Source organism: Wolbachia endosymbiont (group A) of Cydia splendana (assembly GCF_947179475.1).
Lineage (GTDB): Bacteria > Pseudomonadota > Alphaproteobacteria > Rickettsiales > Anaplasmataceae > Wolbachia > Wolbachia pipientis.
Genome location: NZ_CAMXBP010000001.1, coordinates 354,721 through 369,770 on the forward strand (window position 1 = coordinate 354,721; position 15,050 = coordinate 369,770).

The following is a 15,050-nucleotide window of genomic DNA, read 5'->3' on the forward strand; positions in this document are numbered from 1 at the left end:
AATTAAGTGTGATTATGTAATATTTTGCTTACATTAACAAAATTATCGAACGCTAAGTCAGGCTTGAAAACTAGTTCAGGTATAAATCGCAAATCAACATAACACAATATAGATTTACGTATTGACCATGCAGATTGGTTCATTTCATTAACAACAGTATTAATATCACAATTATTCTCAGAAGGATCTCCAGTGCGTCTTTTTTCTGGATCTAAGTAGTCAGCTACTTGAATATTCAATGAAGATAACACAATATATACATCTGCTTTTTTCAAATCTTTACTTAATTTTACGTCAGATACCGCTACATTTTTATTGAACACCTTACCTTCCATTAGAACTCTTGATATTGCTCTATGCAATACCGATGCTATCTTTAGGTTTCTAATTTCCTTTTTCATATCCAGCTACTATAACACCCTTTCTTCTTGCACTAATTGATAAGCTTCCAAAATATCTCCAACTTTAATATCGACATTACCCTCTAGTGATACTCCGCATTCAAAGTTTACACCTACTTCTTTAACATCATCTTTAAATCTACGTAGTGCTTTTAACTTTCCTTCATGCACCAATTTACTATTGCGCACTACCTTAATTAAAGAATCTTTTTTTATGACTCCATCACTTACATAACATCCAATGATATTACCAGCTTTAGATACATTAAATATTTGCCTTACAGATGCAGAACCAACACGAACCTCTCGTGTAACAGGCTTTAACATTTTAGTTAAATACATTCTCATGTCGTCAATGAGCTCGTATATTATGTTATAAGTATGTATTTCTATACCTTTTTGTTTTGCCAAGTCCCTTATTTTTGAGTCCACTTTTACATTAAAAGCTAAAATTACTGCACTTGATGCTTCTGCAAGCAGCACATCTGAATCTGTTATCCCTCCTACTGCTTTGTGTAGGATATTTAATTTCACTTGATCTTTACCGAGTTTATCAATTGAATTTGATATTGCTTCAATAGAACCAGTTACATCGCACTTTAAAACTACAGATAGTTCTTCTATTTCACTGTTATTACGGCTGAATATATCTAAATCATCCTCATCTAAATTTTCTTCTTTTTTCTTGATTAACTCTAACCTATGTTCAATAATTTCACGTGCCTGCTTTTCAGAATTTATAACAACAAATTTATCTCCAGCATTTGGCACACCATTTAGACCAGTAATTTCAATTGGAGCAGAGGGTAGTGCTGCTTTTTCTCTTTGACCAAGGTGATTAACCATACTACGTACTTTACTGTATGTTGTACCAACTACCAATATATCACCAACCTTTAACGTTCCTTCCTCAACTATCAATGTGGCTGATATTCCTTTCGCTTTATCTATTTTGGATTCTATTACCCATCCAAGTGCTCGACAATCTTCTATTGCTTCTAGCTTCATTAATTCAGCGATTAACAAAATCGTCTCTTCTAGTTTATCTAAATTAGTTTTCTTTTTTGCTGATACTGGCACAATCATAACATCACCACCAAGCTCTTCAGGAATGAGATCATATTGAGGTAAGCTACTCATTACTTTCTCCACATCACCAGGCTCAGATTTATCAATTTTATTAATAGCAACTATAATAGAAACATTTGCTGCTTTTGCATGATTTATTGCTTCAACTGTTTGTTTCATGATTCCATCGTCAGCTGCAACTACTATTACAACTATATTAGTAATATTGGCACCACGTGCACGCATCGCAGTGAACGCTTCATGTCCTGGTGTATCAATAAAGGTAATTTTTTGCTTATCTTTTGTCGTTATTTGATAAGCACCTATGTGTTGAGTTATGCCACCTGACTCTCTTTCTGCAACATTAGATTCACGAAATGCATCGAGCAATGAGGTTTTACCATGATCGACGTGTCCCATAAAAGTGACGATTGGTGGTTTAGGTTTTTTAGGCAGGCTTTCTCTGCCTTCTATAAAAAATAAATCTTTTTCTCTGTTGGTATCGCTCACTCGTTTAGCCGTATGATTAAATTTTTCCACTATTTCACATGCTATATCTGGATCCACCAGATCATCTACTCTATAACTCTCACCGACTTCTTCTTTGAACATTTTTAGCACACTCTTGCTATCTTCTGCCATGCGAATAGATAACTCCCTGATAGTTATTTTGTCTGGTATAATAACTTCTCTTGATATATTTTTACCCTTAGTAAACTTTGACTTTCTACCTCTTATACCAAACCTTTGCTTAAATACAGGGGGTTGTTCAGTTTTTTCATCTATTGCCTGTGCAATTACCAGTTTAGAATGCTTAGAATATATATCTTTGTTGACTTTAAAAGACTTTTTATCGTTGTCCTCATGGTCAATACTATCTTCTTTTGGTTCAACTAAGTGGGTATTACTTAAAACTTGCTTATTTATTTCCTTAGATAAAGCGTCCGCTTCATTTTTCTCGTCAATCTCTTTATTGCTGTCTTCTTTTGCTGTTTTCTCTTTTTCTTCTCTCTGATTTCTTTCTTTCAGCAAAGCAGCATTCTGCACAGCATTAATGCGAAAAATTTGTTCTTTCTCTGTTAAAGAACCTAATTTACTCTCTTCAAATAAATTATGTTCTTCTGCATCATGAGATTTTTTTCTTCTTTTTTTTACTACTGTAGCTCCAGTACTTGGGCTAGCTGAAGAGTTTAAATTGAGGTCTAATTTAAGCTTGCTTAAACCTTGGAGCGTTAATTTTTTATCACTGATATCTTCATTATTCATATTATTTTATTATATTAATCCAAGCTTTTTACGTGCTTCTATGATTATTGAATCTACTGTATCTTTTAGATCTTCTTTGCTATCGGATGAGGAAGAGAGTATGCTGCAAAACTCATAACTTGATAAATCTGCTATGTCCTCTAAAGTCTTAATATCATGCTTACTAAGAGCAATTTTATTGTCTATTGATAAAGTTAAATTGATTACATCATCCTCCATACCTAAACTTTTTAGCTCTTCTATTTTTCTATCATTTTCTGCTTTCAGGTACTTATTTGCTCTATTGTGAAGTTCGTTTGCAATATCTTCATTAAAGCCCTCTATTGAAGCAAGCTCTTTAATTGAAGCGCTAGATATGTCTTCTACACTTGAAAAACCTTCTGTTACCAATAGCTGACCCATAATCTCTTCTAAGTTTAAAGCTTCAGCAAATAAAGCTGAACATTGACTAAGTTCTTTACTTCGCCTTTCTGATTCTTGCTGAGTGCTTAATATCTCAATTTTCCATCCAACAAGCTCTGAAGCTAATCTTACATTCTGGCCCTTTTTTCCTATCGCTAAACTCAATTGATCTTCAGCAACTATTAACTCTATGCAATTTTCATTTTCATCAATAATAACCTTCGATACTTCTGCAGGAGTAATGGCTTTAATAACAAATTGACCCAAATCTGAGGAGTAATTTATAACGTCAATTTTTTCACCATTTAATTCGTGTATAATAGTTTTTATTCTATCTCCCTTAACTCCAACACAAGCACCTACTGGATCAATGTTCTTGTCGGGAGAGAAAACGGCAACCTTAGACCTTGAACCAGCATCTCTAGCTATACCTTTAATTGTCACTAATCCGTCAGCAATTTCTGGTATTTCTTGATTTAATAATGCCTCCAAAAAGCCTTCATGAGTCCTAGAAAGAATAATTTGACGTCCATCATCAGAGCGCTTAACAGTCTGTATGTAAGCTTTAACCTTATCACCTTCACGAAATGATTCACCACCAGTTAAATTTCGCAATGGAAGATATGCCCTAGTGCCATTTATGTCTATAATAAGATCTGAATATTCTACTTGTTTAACAATACCATACCTTATTTCTCCCACCTTATCTTTAAATTCCTCATATTGCTTTTTTGACTCTTCATCTTTAATTATTTGAGCAATCTTTTGCTGGGCAATTCTTGCTGAAGCAAGATCAGTGTTAAGAGAGAGTAATTCACTAACAGTATCTCCAACTTTTGCATCTCCTTTTATTAATTTAGCTTGTGTAAGCGTAATTGATTCACACTCGGTATTCTCTTTTTCATTTGATTCATCATCAATAACTTTTAGTTTTCTATATGAAGTAACTTTGCCTGTGTTTCTATCTATATCAACTACAATTTTACTTTTGCTACCATATTTTTGATGAGCCACTGCTTCTATAGCACTTTCTAGTGCCTTTATTACAACATCAAAATCTAAACCTTTTTGAAGTGAAAGCTCTCCTGCTGTTTTTATTACATCAAGGCTTCCAACTATGTTATTCTTGTTACTTTTCTGCTTAACACTGCTTTTACGATTAGCAATCATAATAAATAAATCCAATGTAATTAGTTATAATTATAGCTCCAACGGGCAAAGAACACTATCTTAAATGTTAAATGATTGCTAATTTAAGTCAAGTTTTTTCATGTCTTTGTATAACAAGCAACGCAGGAGTAAAGAATAAAGTTAAAACCGTTGCAGCCAATATTCCACTTGCTATGGTTGTTGAAATGTCAACCCACCACTGGCTTGATGGAGCATCATATGTGATTTGTAGCGTAAAAAAATTGATATTTAACCTGGTAATCATCGGTATTAAACCAAGAACTGTGGTTGCAACGGTAAGCAATATTGGCCTAACGCGAGAAATTGCAGCGTTTATTACACATCGCTTGATGTCATTTTTGTGTACCTTAATTTGGTGATGAAAGGCATCAAGTAATAGTATGTTATTATTCACTATAATTCCCGCCAAAGCAATTATCCCCACTCCACACATAACAACTACGAAAACTTGTTGGATAAGAAAGAAAACAAAAAACACACATGTTGTGGATAAAAACACTGCTGTCATTACGATAAATGTATGGTATACATTATTAAACTGTGTCACTAATACCAATATCATTAGTGTAATCGCTAATATAAAAGCCTTTAACAAAAATGCTCCTGATTTTTGTTGATCTTCTTTGTCGCCTTTAAAATCAATTTTTACTCCCTTGTCCCAATCCTGGGCAATAGAATTCTGAATGAACTTTACTCTTTCATCAACAAGATAGCCAGTATCAACGTCAGCAGAGATTGTCACTATGCGTAATCCATCAATCCTGTTTAGTTTGTTTACCTTTTTTTCGGGAGCATATTTTACTATATTGCTCATAGGATACGGGCCATTAACTGTATTGATAAAAAGATTGTCTATAGTCTTCATGTTGCGATCCTTTCCAGGGAAACGGAGTACAATATCGATTTCTTCATCCGTGTTATTTGGTCTATATTTTCCAATCAACACTCCATTTGTAACCATCTTTATAAAATCGCCAATGGTTGCAACACTTACTTCAGAGCTTGTAGCCTTATTCTTATCAACACTCATATTCCACTCTATTTCAGGTGCTGATCTGCTATCTTGAATATTTATAAACCCGGATGAAGGTTGGTTCATAATTTCTAGAATTTTCTCTGCTGCTAAATTCAAACTGGATACACTCCCGCTGAGGTTAATTTGTATTGGCTTGTCAGCCGACGGTCCTGGCTTTTCCTCTTGAACATTAATTATTATTCCTTTCATGTCTTGCACACTGCTCCTTATATCATTTAGTATGTGCTTAGCTTTGCGCCTGAAGCGCCAATCCATAAGTTCTAGTTGTATTCTGGCGATAACGTTGTCTGAAAATGCTCCTGATCTAGCATAAGAAACATGAATTTCTTTTTCAATGCTCAAAATGCGTTCTTCCACTTCTTTGAGTATCAGATCTCGTTCTTTGGCTGATAAGCTTTCTTTTGCTTTAACACTGATTAAAATATTATCTGAATCCACTTTCGGAAAAAACTTTACTCCAGGAGCAAAAGTAAAGTACAGCACACTAAATGAAAACAAAACGAATACAGTAGCACATACGAATTTTTTAGGATGATCCAAAACCTTCTCTAGCATGCGTACGTAAGCTCTTATTATAGGCCCAGCATTTTTTATTTCACCACTTTCTATAGCACTCATTTTTTTTATTTCTTTTTTTGAAGTTATCGAAGGCTTACCAAATATTGCACCAAGTGTTGGTATAAAAACCAAAGCCATAATGAGCGATCCAGTCAAAGTTAGAATTATTGTAATTGGTATGTACTGCATGAATTTACCAACAGTATCAGGCCAGAATAATAGAGGAAAAAACACTGCTAATTTAGTTAACGTTGATGATAGAACCGGATAAAACATATCACGAACTGAAGTGTAAAAAGCTTCTACTTTGTCCATTCCGCAGATCATCTTTCTATCGGCATATTCGCTGATCACAATTGCATCATCAACCAGCATGCCAACAGCCATAATTAAACTGAAGAGCACAACGATATTTAAGGTTATACCCATAAAGTAAAGAGCTATTATCCCAATGAGAAAGGAACCGGGTATCGAGAGTGCCACAAGAATAGCAATCCTTGTTCCCATAGAAAGCATCATTATGATCAATATTAACAACACAGCAAATATTATGCCGTTTTCCAAGTCATCAAGCACATCGCGGACGTTTTTTGACTGGTCGTTTAAGTACACCACTTTTAAATTTTCAGGTAATTGATCTTTTGCCTTATCCATTAAGTATTTTACTTGATTTACTGTGTCTATTATGTTTTTTCCGTTACGTTTTGAAATTTCTAGCACGACACTAGGTAATCCATTAATGCGAGCAAATCCTTGGTGATCCTCAAACCTAGGGTATACTTTTGCTATATCTTTGATTCTCAAAACTGCATCGCCTTGAGATCTAATAGGAATATTCATAATATCTTCTATATCTTTTAATAACCCTGATATTTTAATCGAATATTTACCGGCCAGTGACCCAGCTCCCACTAGTCTATTATTGCTTGATATAGCTTGGAATATTTCGTTTGATTGAATGTTATATTTTGTTAGAACTGTGGGCTCAATTATAACTTCCACTGTTTCTTTACGTATACCTGCCACTTCAACTTTGAGAACATTTGGCAGAGATTCTATTTCTTTCTTTAACTTGCGTGCTATTTCAGTTAAGGCTCTTTCTGGCAAATTACCAATTAAGCCGACATTGAGTATCGGAAATAAGCTTAAGTTTATTTCATTGATTATCGGAGATTCCGCTTCAACAGGTAACTTCGATTTTATGTTTGAAAGCTTTGAACGAACATTATCGAGCACTTCTTTATTATCATACTCTGTTCCAAATTCGAGTATCATGTGAGCACCATCATTAGTTGCAAAAGCTCTCAATTCTCTTATACCTTCGATGGATCTTAGTTCATTTTCTATAGGAAGCACTAATAGCTTTTCACTATCTTGAGCAGAAATCCCAGGAAGTCCAACAAACACGCTGATTATAGGAATCTGTATATCAGGATTGCTTTCCCTTGGCATTTTTACATAAACGTATGAACCGAAGATAAAAATTACTATAAGTAATAATACCACCGCCCTGTTTCGCTCTATGAGTAAGCTCTGCATGTTGAATGTTAGCTGAATATGTGTGTTTGTACAATATTATAGTCGAGATACATTGCATATTAATTAATCCTTGTGTAGCTTTAAAACTTTACGCAAATAATTAAAATTTTCGCAAAATTGCAAGTATAAGAAAATTCCTGTATAATAATTCTAGAACAGTATTTGAGAGGTTATTATGGTGGTAATTCTAAATGTAACAAAGGGCAAAAATAAAGTTATTGTGTCTGGATTAGCTGGAGCTTTATTAGCTTTAATATTTTTAACAGCAATCCACATTGCCGCAAAGATAGCCATTATCGTTTCTGCCGCTGCAGTTACTTACTTATTACTTTCGCTGGTTCATAAAATAAGAACTAAAGCTGAAATTACTCGTGTTTCAGGAGATAAAGTTTCAGAAGATGAAGGGTATAGCAGTGTTGATGAAGGTGAAGAAAAAGATACCGTAAAAGAACCAAAAAGAACTGAAACTGAGCTAGAAGAAGAAATAATAAGGAAAAGAGCACAAGAACGCATGGAGAAAGGATCACTTGGTGGTCCTATAAATGCGTTTGGCGAACCAATTCATGTGACTATAGATGCTGAAAATAGTAATCCTGTTGATTATACAAAAACTATGGTAGTGCCTGAGGAAATTATTCTTAGCATGCTAAATGATAAAACTCTTACACAAAATAACTCTAGCTCTATAAAGAATCAGATGAAACCTCTTCCTGAGCACATGGATGTGCCTGGTAATCCACTTCCTGGGCAAGTGTTAAGCAATCTAGAGCTTGAATCTAAAAGCACGCAGAAACTATCTGCTTTAGACTTGCTATTACAGTGCAAAAATGTAGATAATGATGTAAAAAAAATGCTAAAACAGCCAATTACCCAAAAGGGGTTTAACGGATTAGGATTTGATAGATAGTTGTTATATTAACCTCTCCATCTCATATTGAGGATCAGATGCAATGCCGTAGACCCTATTTGGCGGAGCAATTTTGTTCTCTATACCAAAAACCATACCTTCAATTATTGCTGTGAGTACTTTTTCAAGGTCACAATCTGCTCCGGGAACGCGGTGCTCTAGGCGGCATCTTTTGAAATCGTTGCCAAAATAGGGAATTCTTATCGCAGCAGTTCTGTTATTTACTCCCCAACTAATCGTAGTTGGAGTGTGAATATCCGGATACTGAAATCTTAAATATGAATCATCATTTGGAGCAAAAAACAACATATGTTTTTTCATCATTGCACATAATCCACCAATACTATGAATCAGATAGTCACTGTACTTTTGCTCATTGATATAAAATAAGTTACCGTTATTTGAATTCACGAGATTAACATGCACATTTAATGCACTGCCTGCTCTATCCAAATAAGGCTTTGCTTTAAAAGAAACATTCCCACCTAGTTTTTGTGCTGTTTCAGTAAGTGATTGTTTTGCTAACTCAAAATGCTTAATTAAATTGTAGGAGTTCGTATAACAACCACTTTTTATCTCATACTGATGTGTAGAATTCTCCTTCTCGCAAGAAAATTCAAGAGATGCTATTTTATTTTTGATGCTATTCAGAAATAAGTATTCTTTTTCTATTCCTTCAATGTAAAACTCTAGTTCAATACCGAATACAGCATAACAACTCAAATTACTTAATATAATCATAAATTTGCTTCAGTAAATCTATATTAGGTTAGCTATATTTATATGAATACTTTACTTATTTGCCAGTAAATTTAACATCTTATTTATACATAATGTATTACTGTTTTTAATAGCATGCTTCTAATCCTCGATACAAGCGACATTTACAAATTGATCATTTTTTTGAAATAAAAATGATCAATTTTAATGTTTTTATACCCTTTACAACCCATCAAAAAATCACCATAATTTTTAGTATGTATTAAGTAGTATTAGCTTTTCATTTTGCAGTAAGCTATTGATTATCTTATATTTTTCTAATTATTGCTTTTTTCTTGGTGTGGTATATGAACTTAACTAGCCCTAAGGTTTCTACTATGTTTTTTGATCAGATTATTACAGTAACGGATCACAATGTTACTTGGGAAAAAATCCAAAATTGTCTTTATAATCTTTATGGAGAAGCAACATATAATAGCTGGCTGAGTTCACTAAAATTTGTCAGTAGCAGAAATGGGGAAGTTCTTTTATCCGTGTCAACAAGGTTTATAAAAGAGTGGATTACAGTTCATTACATGAAAAAAATATTATCATTATGGCAAAGCGAAGATAAAAGTATACGTTCTATTGATATTCAAGTAATTGAGGAGAGGAATTCAAATTTTAATGTTATACTAAAAAACAGAGAGGAAAGTAATCATAATCTTGGTTCGCCGCTGGATCCAAGGTTCACCTTTGATAATTTTGTAGTGGGAAAGCCAAATGAATTAGCATTTACGGCGGCAAAGCGTGTGGCAGAATCTATAGATCCAATATTAGGCAGCAATCCTTTGTTTCTATATGGTGGAGTGGGACTTGGTAAAACACATCTAATGCATGCTATAGCTTGGCACATAGTCAATTCCCCATCAGCAAAAAGAAAAGTGGTGTATTTATCAGCAGAGAAATTCATGTACCAATATATTACAGCGCTGCGAAGCAAAGATATTATGTTATTTAAAGAGCAATTTAGATCAGTAGATGTATTGATGGTAGATGATGTGCAATTTATCAGTGGTAAAGATAGTACACAAGAAGAATTTTTTCACACTTTCAATGCATTGATAGACCAAAATAAACAATTGGTTATATCAGCTGATAGGTCTCCTAGTGATCTTGATGGAGTGGAAGAAAGAATAAAATCACGACTCGGTTGGGGGTTGGTGGCAGATATTAATGAAACAACTTTTGAATTAAGGCTTGGTATATTGCAGGCAAAAGTGGAGCAGATGAATATGTATGTTCCGAAAGATGTCCTAGAGTTTTTAGCAAGGAACATAAAATCTAATATAAGAGAATTAGAAGGAGCATTAAATAAGGTTACCCATACCTCATTAATTGGAAGAAGTATGACGGTAGAATCAGCTAGTGAAACCCTAATCGATCTTCTTAGGTCAAATCATAGGTCAGTCACAATAGAAGAAATACAAAAGAAAGTAGCTGAATTTTTCAATATAAAGGTTGCAGATATGCAATCCAATAGAAGGCTTCGCAGTCTTGCAAGGCCAAGACAAATAGCTATGTATTTTGCCAAAAAATTTACGCAAAAAAGCCTACCAGATATTGGGAGAAACTTTGGTGGCAGAGACCATGCTACTGTTATACATGCAGTAAAACAAGTAGAAAATTTTATAAAGACCGACTCAAAATTTGCTGATGAAATCAATCGATTAAAAAAAATGTTTAAGTAGCGTTTTTAAAATAGCTAATAACAAATCCTAAAATGAATCGACTATAGTTTTAATCCGTTTAAGTTTAAAATCTTCTGTTAGCTTCGCAGAATACATTTCCTTATTGTGTTGATTATAGAAGGTAAATTCGTGATCATCTAAATTTAGTATTGCAAAGCCAAAGCCAAAAAAGTTTCTAACCTCGTGTGCTAAGTAGTTTTTACCATTTAAATAGTCAAATTCTACATTTTGATAAACAGATTCTTGATCTTGAGCGTGTAATGATGCACCACCGTTTCCAACTATAATTTGGTCTGGAACATTATCCATTAATAAAATCTGGGCTATATGAATGTGGCCAGAAACTATGGTAGTAACATTGCTTGGAAATTTATCTCCAAAAGCTTCGATTTGTGTAAGATTACCATGGCTTTTTAATGTCAAAAATTCTTTTTTTGGAGATCTCCAAAGCGGTTTATGAGTTAAAAACCACATGGGCTTGTCAGAACTATTTTGTATCAATTTATCAAATTGCCTCTCAAAAGCATCAATTGTGCTTTGGGTTGTAAAAATATCCTCACCGGATGAAGAGTCGAAGATAAAAAATTTCATCGGTCCAGCATCTAAGGACCAACTAGAAACGAAGTTTCCACATTTTTCAGACGAAAAGGGGTATGAATCTAGATACCTGAACCATCCTTCATAAGCTCTATCACAACTCTCATGGTTTCCACGAACAAAAAGGAAAGGGGATTGTGATAAAATATCCTTTGCAGGCTCAAACCAATCAGCGTACCAAACTTCTTTATTATATCCATAAATATCGCCACACTTTTTTGTATTTCTACATTTTGTTTGTCTATAATGATAATCACCAACATGGATAATTAAATCTGGTTTATGAAGGGCGATTGAATCTAAATTTTTTTTTAAAGGCCAGCTATCTACCGAATTACATTCCTGCTGAAATAACATATTTATTCTACAGCCCGTGTCACCAATGAAAGCAATTTTATTAACCTTTTTTGGTAATATAGGAACCCGTAGATCCTCAATACTAATGTTTTTGGCACTTGTTTGTACTGTCAGTTCACAAACTGTTTCGTTATGATCACCATTGTTAATTGAGCTGCGATTCAGCATTTCTGTTTCCTCGCCATCAACATAAACAATGGGACACATGTCATTGTCCGTAATTGCGCGTATGCTTAGTTTATTTTCTGGGATAACTTGAGACCATGTGTATAATATTTGTGCATGGACGAAATGAAAGCTAGTTATAAGAGAGAGAGCTAAAAAAATAAAGATATTAGCTATATTCATTTGTATAAAAACCTAAGTTAAAAATTAGTAGTAAGGTTATCTTAAATGATTAAAATTTATAATCACAAAATTCATAATCAAATTATACAAACAATTTCTAAATTATTCTAGTATCAGATTGACACTCTAGATGAAAAATTCTAAAATGATTAAGTAATTTAAAATAATTATATAAAAACTAGAATATAGTGCGGCCGTGGTGGAATTGGTAGACACGCAGCGTTGAGGTCGCTGTGGCTCATAAGGCCTTGGAAGTTCAAGTCTTCTCGGCCGCACCAGTTTTTATCGCTGTTTAATATGGGTAAAAATGTTTATAGGAAATCAGAGTAGCAATAAGGTAGAAAGAGCTATCAGCGAAATCAGGCGCGGTCGGCCAATTGTAATATATGATGAAAGTAATTACCTATTGTTTGCTGCTGCTGAGGCTTTAGAAAGAGATTTATTTAATCAATACAAGCTTACATCAAGTAATGTATATGTTACTTTAACTTCAAGTAAGGTAAAATACATATCTCAGAATAAAGAACATAACAGCAAACGTCTGTTGGTGAATAATTTTGATGAACTGCTCTATTTAATAAACTGTTCAAAGGAAGATTGCATAAAAGAGTTGCGATGCTCAAAGACAATAGATGAATGTGCTATTGCCTTGCTTAAGTTCTCAGAATTATTGCCATACGCGTTAGTGGCTGATATGACTTTTGAGAATAACCATGAAATGCGAAATTGGTGCGAGAAAAATGACGTTATTGCACTGGACACGTCATTCATAAATAATTTTCAAGAAAATCAGGATGTATATGAAGTGTGCAAAACATCATTATTTTTAAAACAGACTCAAGAAGTAAATATCATATCTTATAGAACCGAAAGTGGTGGAAGAGAACATCATGCAATTATCATTGGCAATCCAGATAAAGATGACGAACCATTAGTGAGAATTCATTCTTCGTGCTATACGGGTGACTTGTTAGATAGCTTGTCATGCGATTGCAGAAGTCAGTTACATCAAGCAATTCAAATGATAGCTGACTCTGGAAGTGGTATTATATTGTATTTGATGCAAGATGGAAGAGGCATTGGTTTAACTAATAAGTTAAGAGCGTACAGTATGCAAAGAGGACATAATCTTGATACTGTTGATGCAAATAGAATATTGGGTTTTGAAGATGATGAAAGGAGTTTTGCTGTTGCAGCTAAAATGCTTAAGAAATTGAACATTAACAAAATCCAATTACTTACAAACAATGATAGGAAATTGTCAGAATTGGAAAGTAGTGGTATAGGAGTTACAAAGTGTCTACCACTTATTGTGGAACGTAATAAATATAACGATTCATATATGGAGACAAAGTTTGGTAAATTAGGCCATAGATTAAGAGTTTTTTAGCTTTTTTGCTGTAACTACTTTGTTAATTTGCTATGTTTATTAACATAAGTTAAGATTTTTAGGAATACTAAAATGCTAAGATTTTTTAAGCAAGAAAAAAATACTGAATCCTTAGATAAGGATATAAATTGGAATTCAAACCGCTACAGCACAGTTATTGCTCAAAGGAATATTCTACTTTTATTTGCATTAATATTATTAGCAACGATCTCTATCAGCATATTAGTCATATTTAAAATTAGCACAAGTAGCACTATTGAGCCATTTGTTATAGAAATTGACAAGAAATCAGGAATAGTGCAATTGGTTGATCCTGTCACAGTAAAACAGTATTCTGCAGATGAAGCGCTAAACGATTATTTTATTTCAGAGTATATAAAAGCAAGGGAGGTTTTTGATCCATATCATTATAATTATAACTATTATACAAAGGTGAGGTTGTTTTCCTCACCTAATGTGTATAATGAATTTAGAAATTATGTAGGATCGCAGAATATGGATGATCTTTTTAATTTATATTCAGATACCAAAAGTGAATTTAAAATTCGCTCAATTCAAAAGTTGGGTAACGATGCTCTTCAGGTGAGATTTTTTGTGGAATTTACACGGAAAGATGGAAGTTCTACGAGAAAAAATAAGATAGTTATTATGTCATATAGATATGCATCGCTTGAAATGGATGATCAGCAAAGATATATTAACCCATTAGGATTTCAAGTTATTTCATATAGAGTAGATGATGAATATGTATAGGATATTATTAGTTTTAGCTTTACTTGTAGGTGGCAATTTAAACGCATCCATTAATTATAATGAGCCTATTTCTATAGATAGTAGAATAAAGACTTTTGTGTATAGCCCTAATGAAGTATTTACGGTGGTTTTTAGTCAGGGTTACTATTCTTATATTGAATTTGCGGAAGGAGAAAAAGTTAAAAATATCGCTGTTGGTGATGCATCAAGTTGGAAAATTAATCCTTATGACAATAAATTGCTTATCATGCCATTTGAAGTTAGTAGTCGCACTAACATGATTATTACGACAACTAAAAAAAGAAATTACATTTTTGATTTAATCTCAAGGCCAAACTACGATAAATACCCGGATACTGATGCTAAGAAAGTAGATCACGATTATTCTGCTGAAAAGGATATATCTTACGTAGTACGTTTTTATTATCCTCAAGAAGAAGGTGAATTTGATGTTGATTTAGATGAGGTTTCTTTACCTACTCAAATGCAATATACTACAGACAAGCTAGAAAAAATAATACAAGAAAATGATACGAAGTACAATTATACATATATTGATGAAGGTGGTAATGCGGATATAGTTCCGATCGAGTTATTTGATGATGGTTATTTAACCTATTTAAAATTTAGAAATAATAATAAAATACCTCAGGTTTTTGTAGAAGGGGAGGATAAACCTTGTAAAAGGCTGTTATTTGATGATTATGTTATAATAAAAGGAGTACATAAAAAGCTATTTATGCGTTATGAAGATGGTGAAGTTGAAATTATAAATAGGTCACTTTAG

General features: G+C 33.4%; 11 protein-coding genes and 1 tRNA gene. 6 read left to right on the top strand and 6 right to left on the bottom strand.

Going from position 1 to position 15,050, the window contains the following annotated elements; translation table 11 throughout:
• Nucleotides 1–2: 2 nt before the first annotated feature.
• The 4 genes from OM961_RS01650 to OM961_RS01665 all read right to left on the bottom strand — a co-directional run bounded on the left by OM961_RS01650 (nt 3) and on the right by OM961_RS01665 (nt 7,461).
• Nucleotides 3–401, bottom strand: coding sequence for a ribosome-binding factor A (locus OM961_RS01650; protein ID WP_006279769.1), 399 nt, complete (start codon nt 399–401; stop codon nt 3–5).
• A 9-nt stretch (nt 402–410) separates the two neighbouring features.
• Nucleotides 411–2,735: a translation initiation factor IF-2 gene (gene infB / locus OM961_RS01655; RefSeq protein ID WP_264339227.1), complete on the bottom strand. Its 2,325-nt coding sequence runs from the start codon at nt 2,733–2,735 to the stop codon at nt 411–413.
• 9 nt (nt 2,736–2,744) lie between these two features.
• Nucleotides 2,745–4,307, bottom strand: a complete 1,563-nt coding sequence (nusA, locus tag OM961_RS01660) for a transcription termination factor NusA (protein WP_015589511.1) — start codon at nt 4,305–4,307, stop codon at nt 2,745–2,747.
• Between the two features lie 88 nt (nt 4,308–4,395).
• A complete protein-coding gene (locus tag OM961_RS01665) occupies nt 4,396–7,461 on the bottom strand; it encodes an efflux RND transporter permease subunit (RefSeq protein WP_264339228.1) in 3,066 nt (1,021 codons plus the stop codon).
• 175 nt (nt 7,462–7,636) lie between these two features.
• Here OM961_RS01665 and OM961_RS01670 point away from each other — a divergent pair, with 175 nt between their 5' ends.
• Nucleotides 7,637–8,368: a hypothetical protein gene (locus tag OM961_RS01670; protein WP_264339229.1), complete on the top strand. Its 732-nt coding sequence runs from the start codon at nt 7,637–7,639 to the stop codon at nt 8,366–8,368.
• A gap of 3 nt (nt 8,369–8,371) precedes the next feature.
• On the opposite strand, the gene OM961_RS01675 is transcribed toward OM961_RS01670, so the two are convergent.
• A complete protein-coding gene (locus tag OM961_RS01675) occupies nt 8,372–9,109 on the bottom strand; it encodes a type I glutamate--ammonia ligase (RefSeq protein ID WP_006280263.1) in 738 nt (245 codons plus the stop codon).
• Between the two features lie 326 nt (nt 9,110–9,435).
• On the opposite strand from OM961_RS01675, the gene dnaA reads away from it, so the two are divergent.
• On the top strand, nt 9,436–10,818 hold the full coding sequence (dnaA, locus tag OM961_RS01680) for a chromosomal replication initiator protein DnaA (RefSeq protein WP_010962298.1): 1,383 nt from the start codon (nt 9,436–9,438) through the stop codon (nt 10,816–10,818).
• Nucleotides 10,819–10,845: 27 nt separating this feature from the next.
• Here dnaA and OM961_RS01685 read toward each other — a convergent pair whose 3' ends face one another.
• A complete protein-coding gene (locus OM961_RS01685; RefSeq protein ID WP_006279778.1) occupies nt 10,846–12,120 on the bottom strand; it encodes a metallophosphoesterase in 1,275 nt (424 codons plus the stop codon).
• Nucleotides 12,121–12,310: 190 nt separating this feature from the next.
• On the opposite strand from OM961_RS01685, the gene OM961_RS01690 reads away from it, so the two are divergent.
• The 4 genes from OM961_RS01690 to virB9 all read left to right on the top strand — a co-directional run bounded on the left by OM961_RS01690 (nt 12,311) and on the right by virB9 (nt 15,050).
• Nucleotides 12,311–12,398 (top strand) — tRNA-Leu (locus OM961_RS01690).
• Nucleotides 12,399–12,427: 29 nt separating this feature from the next.
• Nucleotides 12,428–13,510 carry a GTP cyclohydrolase II gene (locus OM961_RS01695; protein WP_264339230.1) on the top strand — a complete coding sequence of 361 codons (1,083 nt, stop codon included), beginning with the start codon at nt 12,428–12,430 and terminating at the stop codon, nt 13,508–13,510.
• Nucleotides 13,511–13,582: 72 nt separating this feature from the next.
• A complete protein-coding gene (locus OM961_RS01700) occupies nt 13,583–14,263 on the top strand; it encodes a VirB8 family type IV secretion system protein (protein ID WP_155968235.1) in 681 nt (226 codons plus the stop codon).
• The gene (gene virB9, locus OM961_RS01705) at nt 14,250–15,050 is read left to right on the top strand and encodes a P-type conjugative transfer protein VirB9 (protein ID WP_264339231.1); all 801 of its coding nucleotides are present in this window, start codon (nt 14,250–14,252) and stop codon (nt 15,048–15,050) included. The genes OM961_RS01700 and virB9 overlap by 14 nt, the downstream gene beginning before the upstream one ends.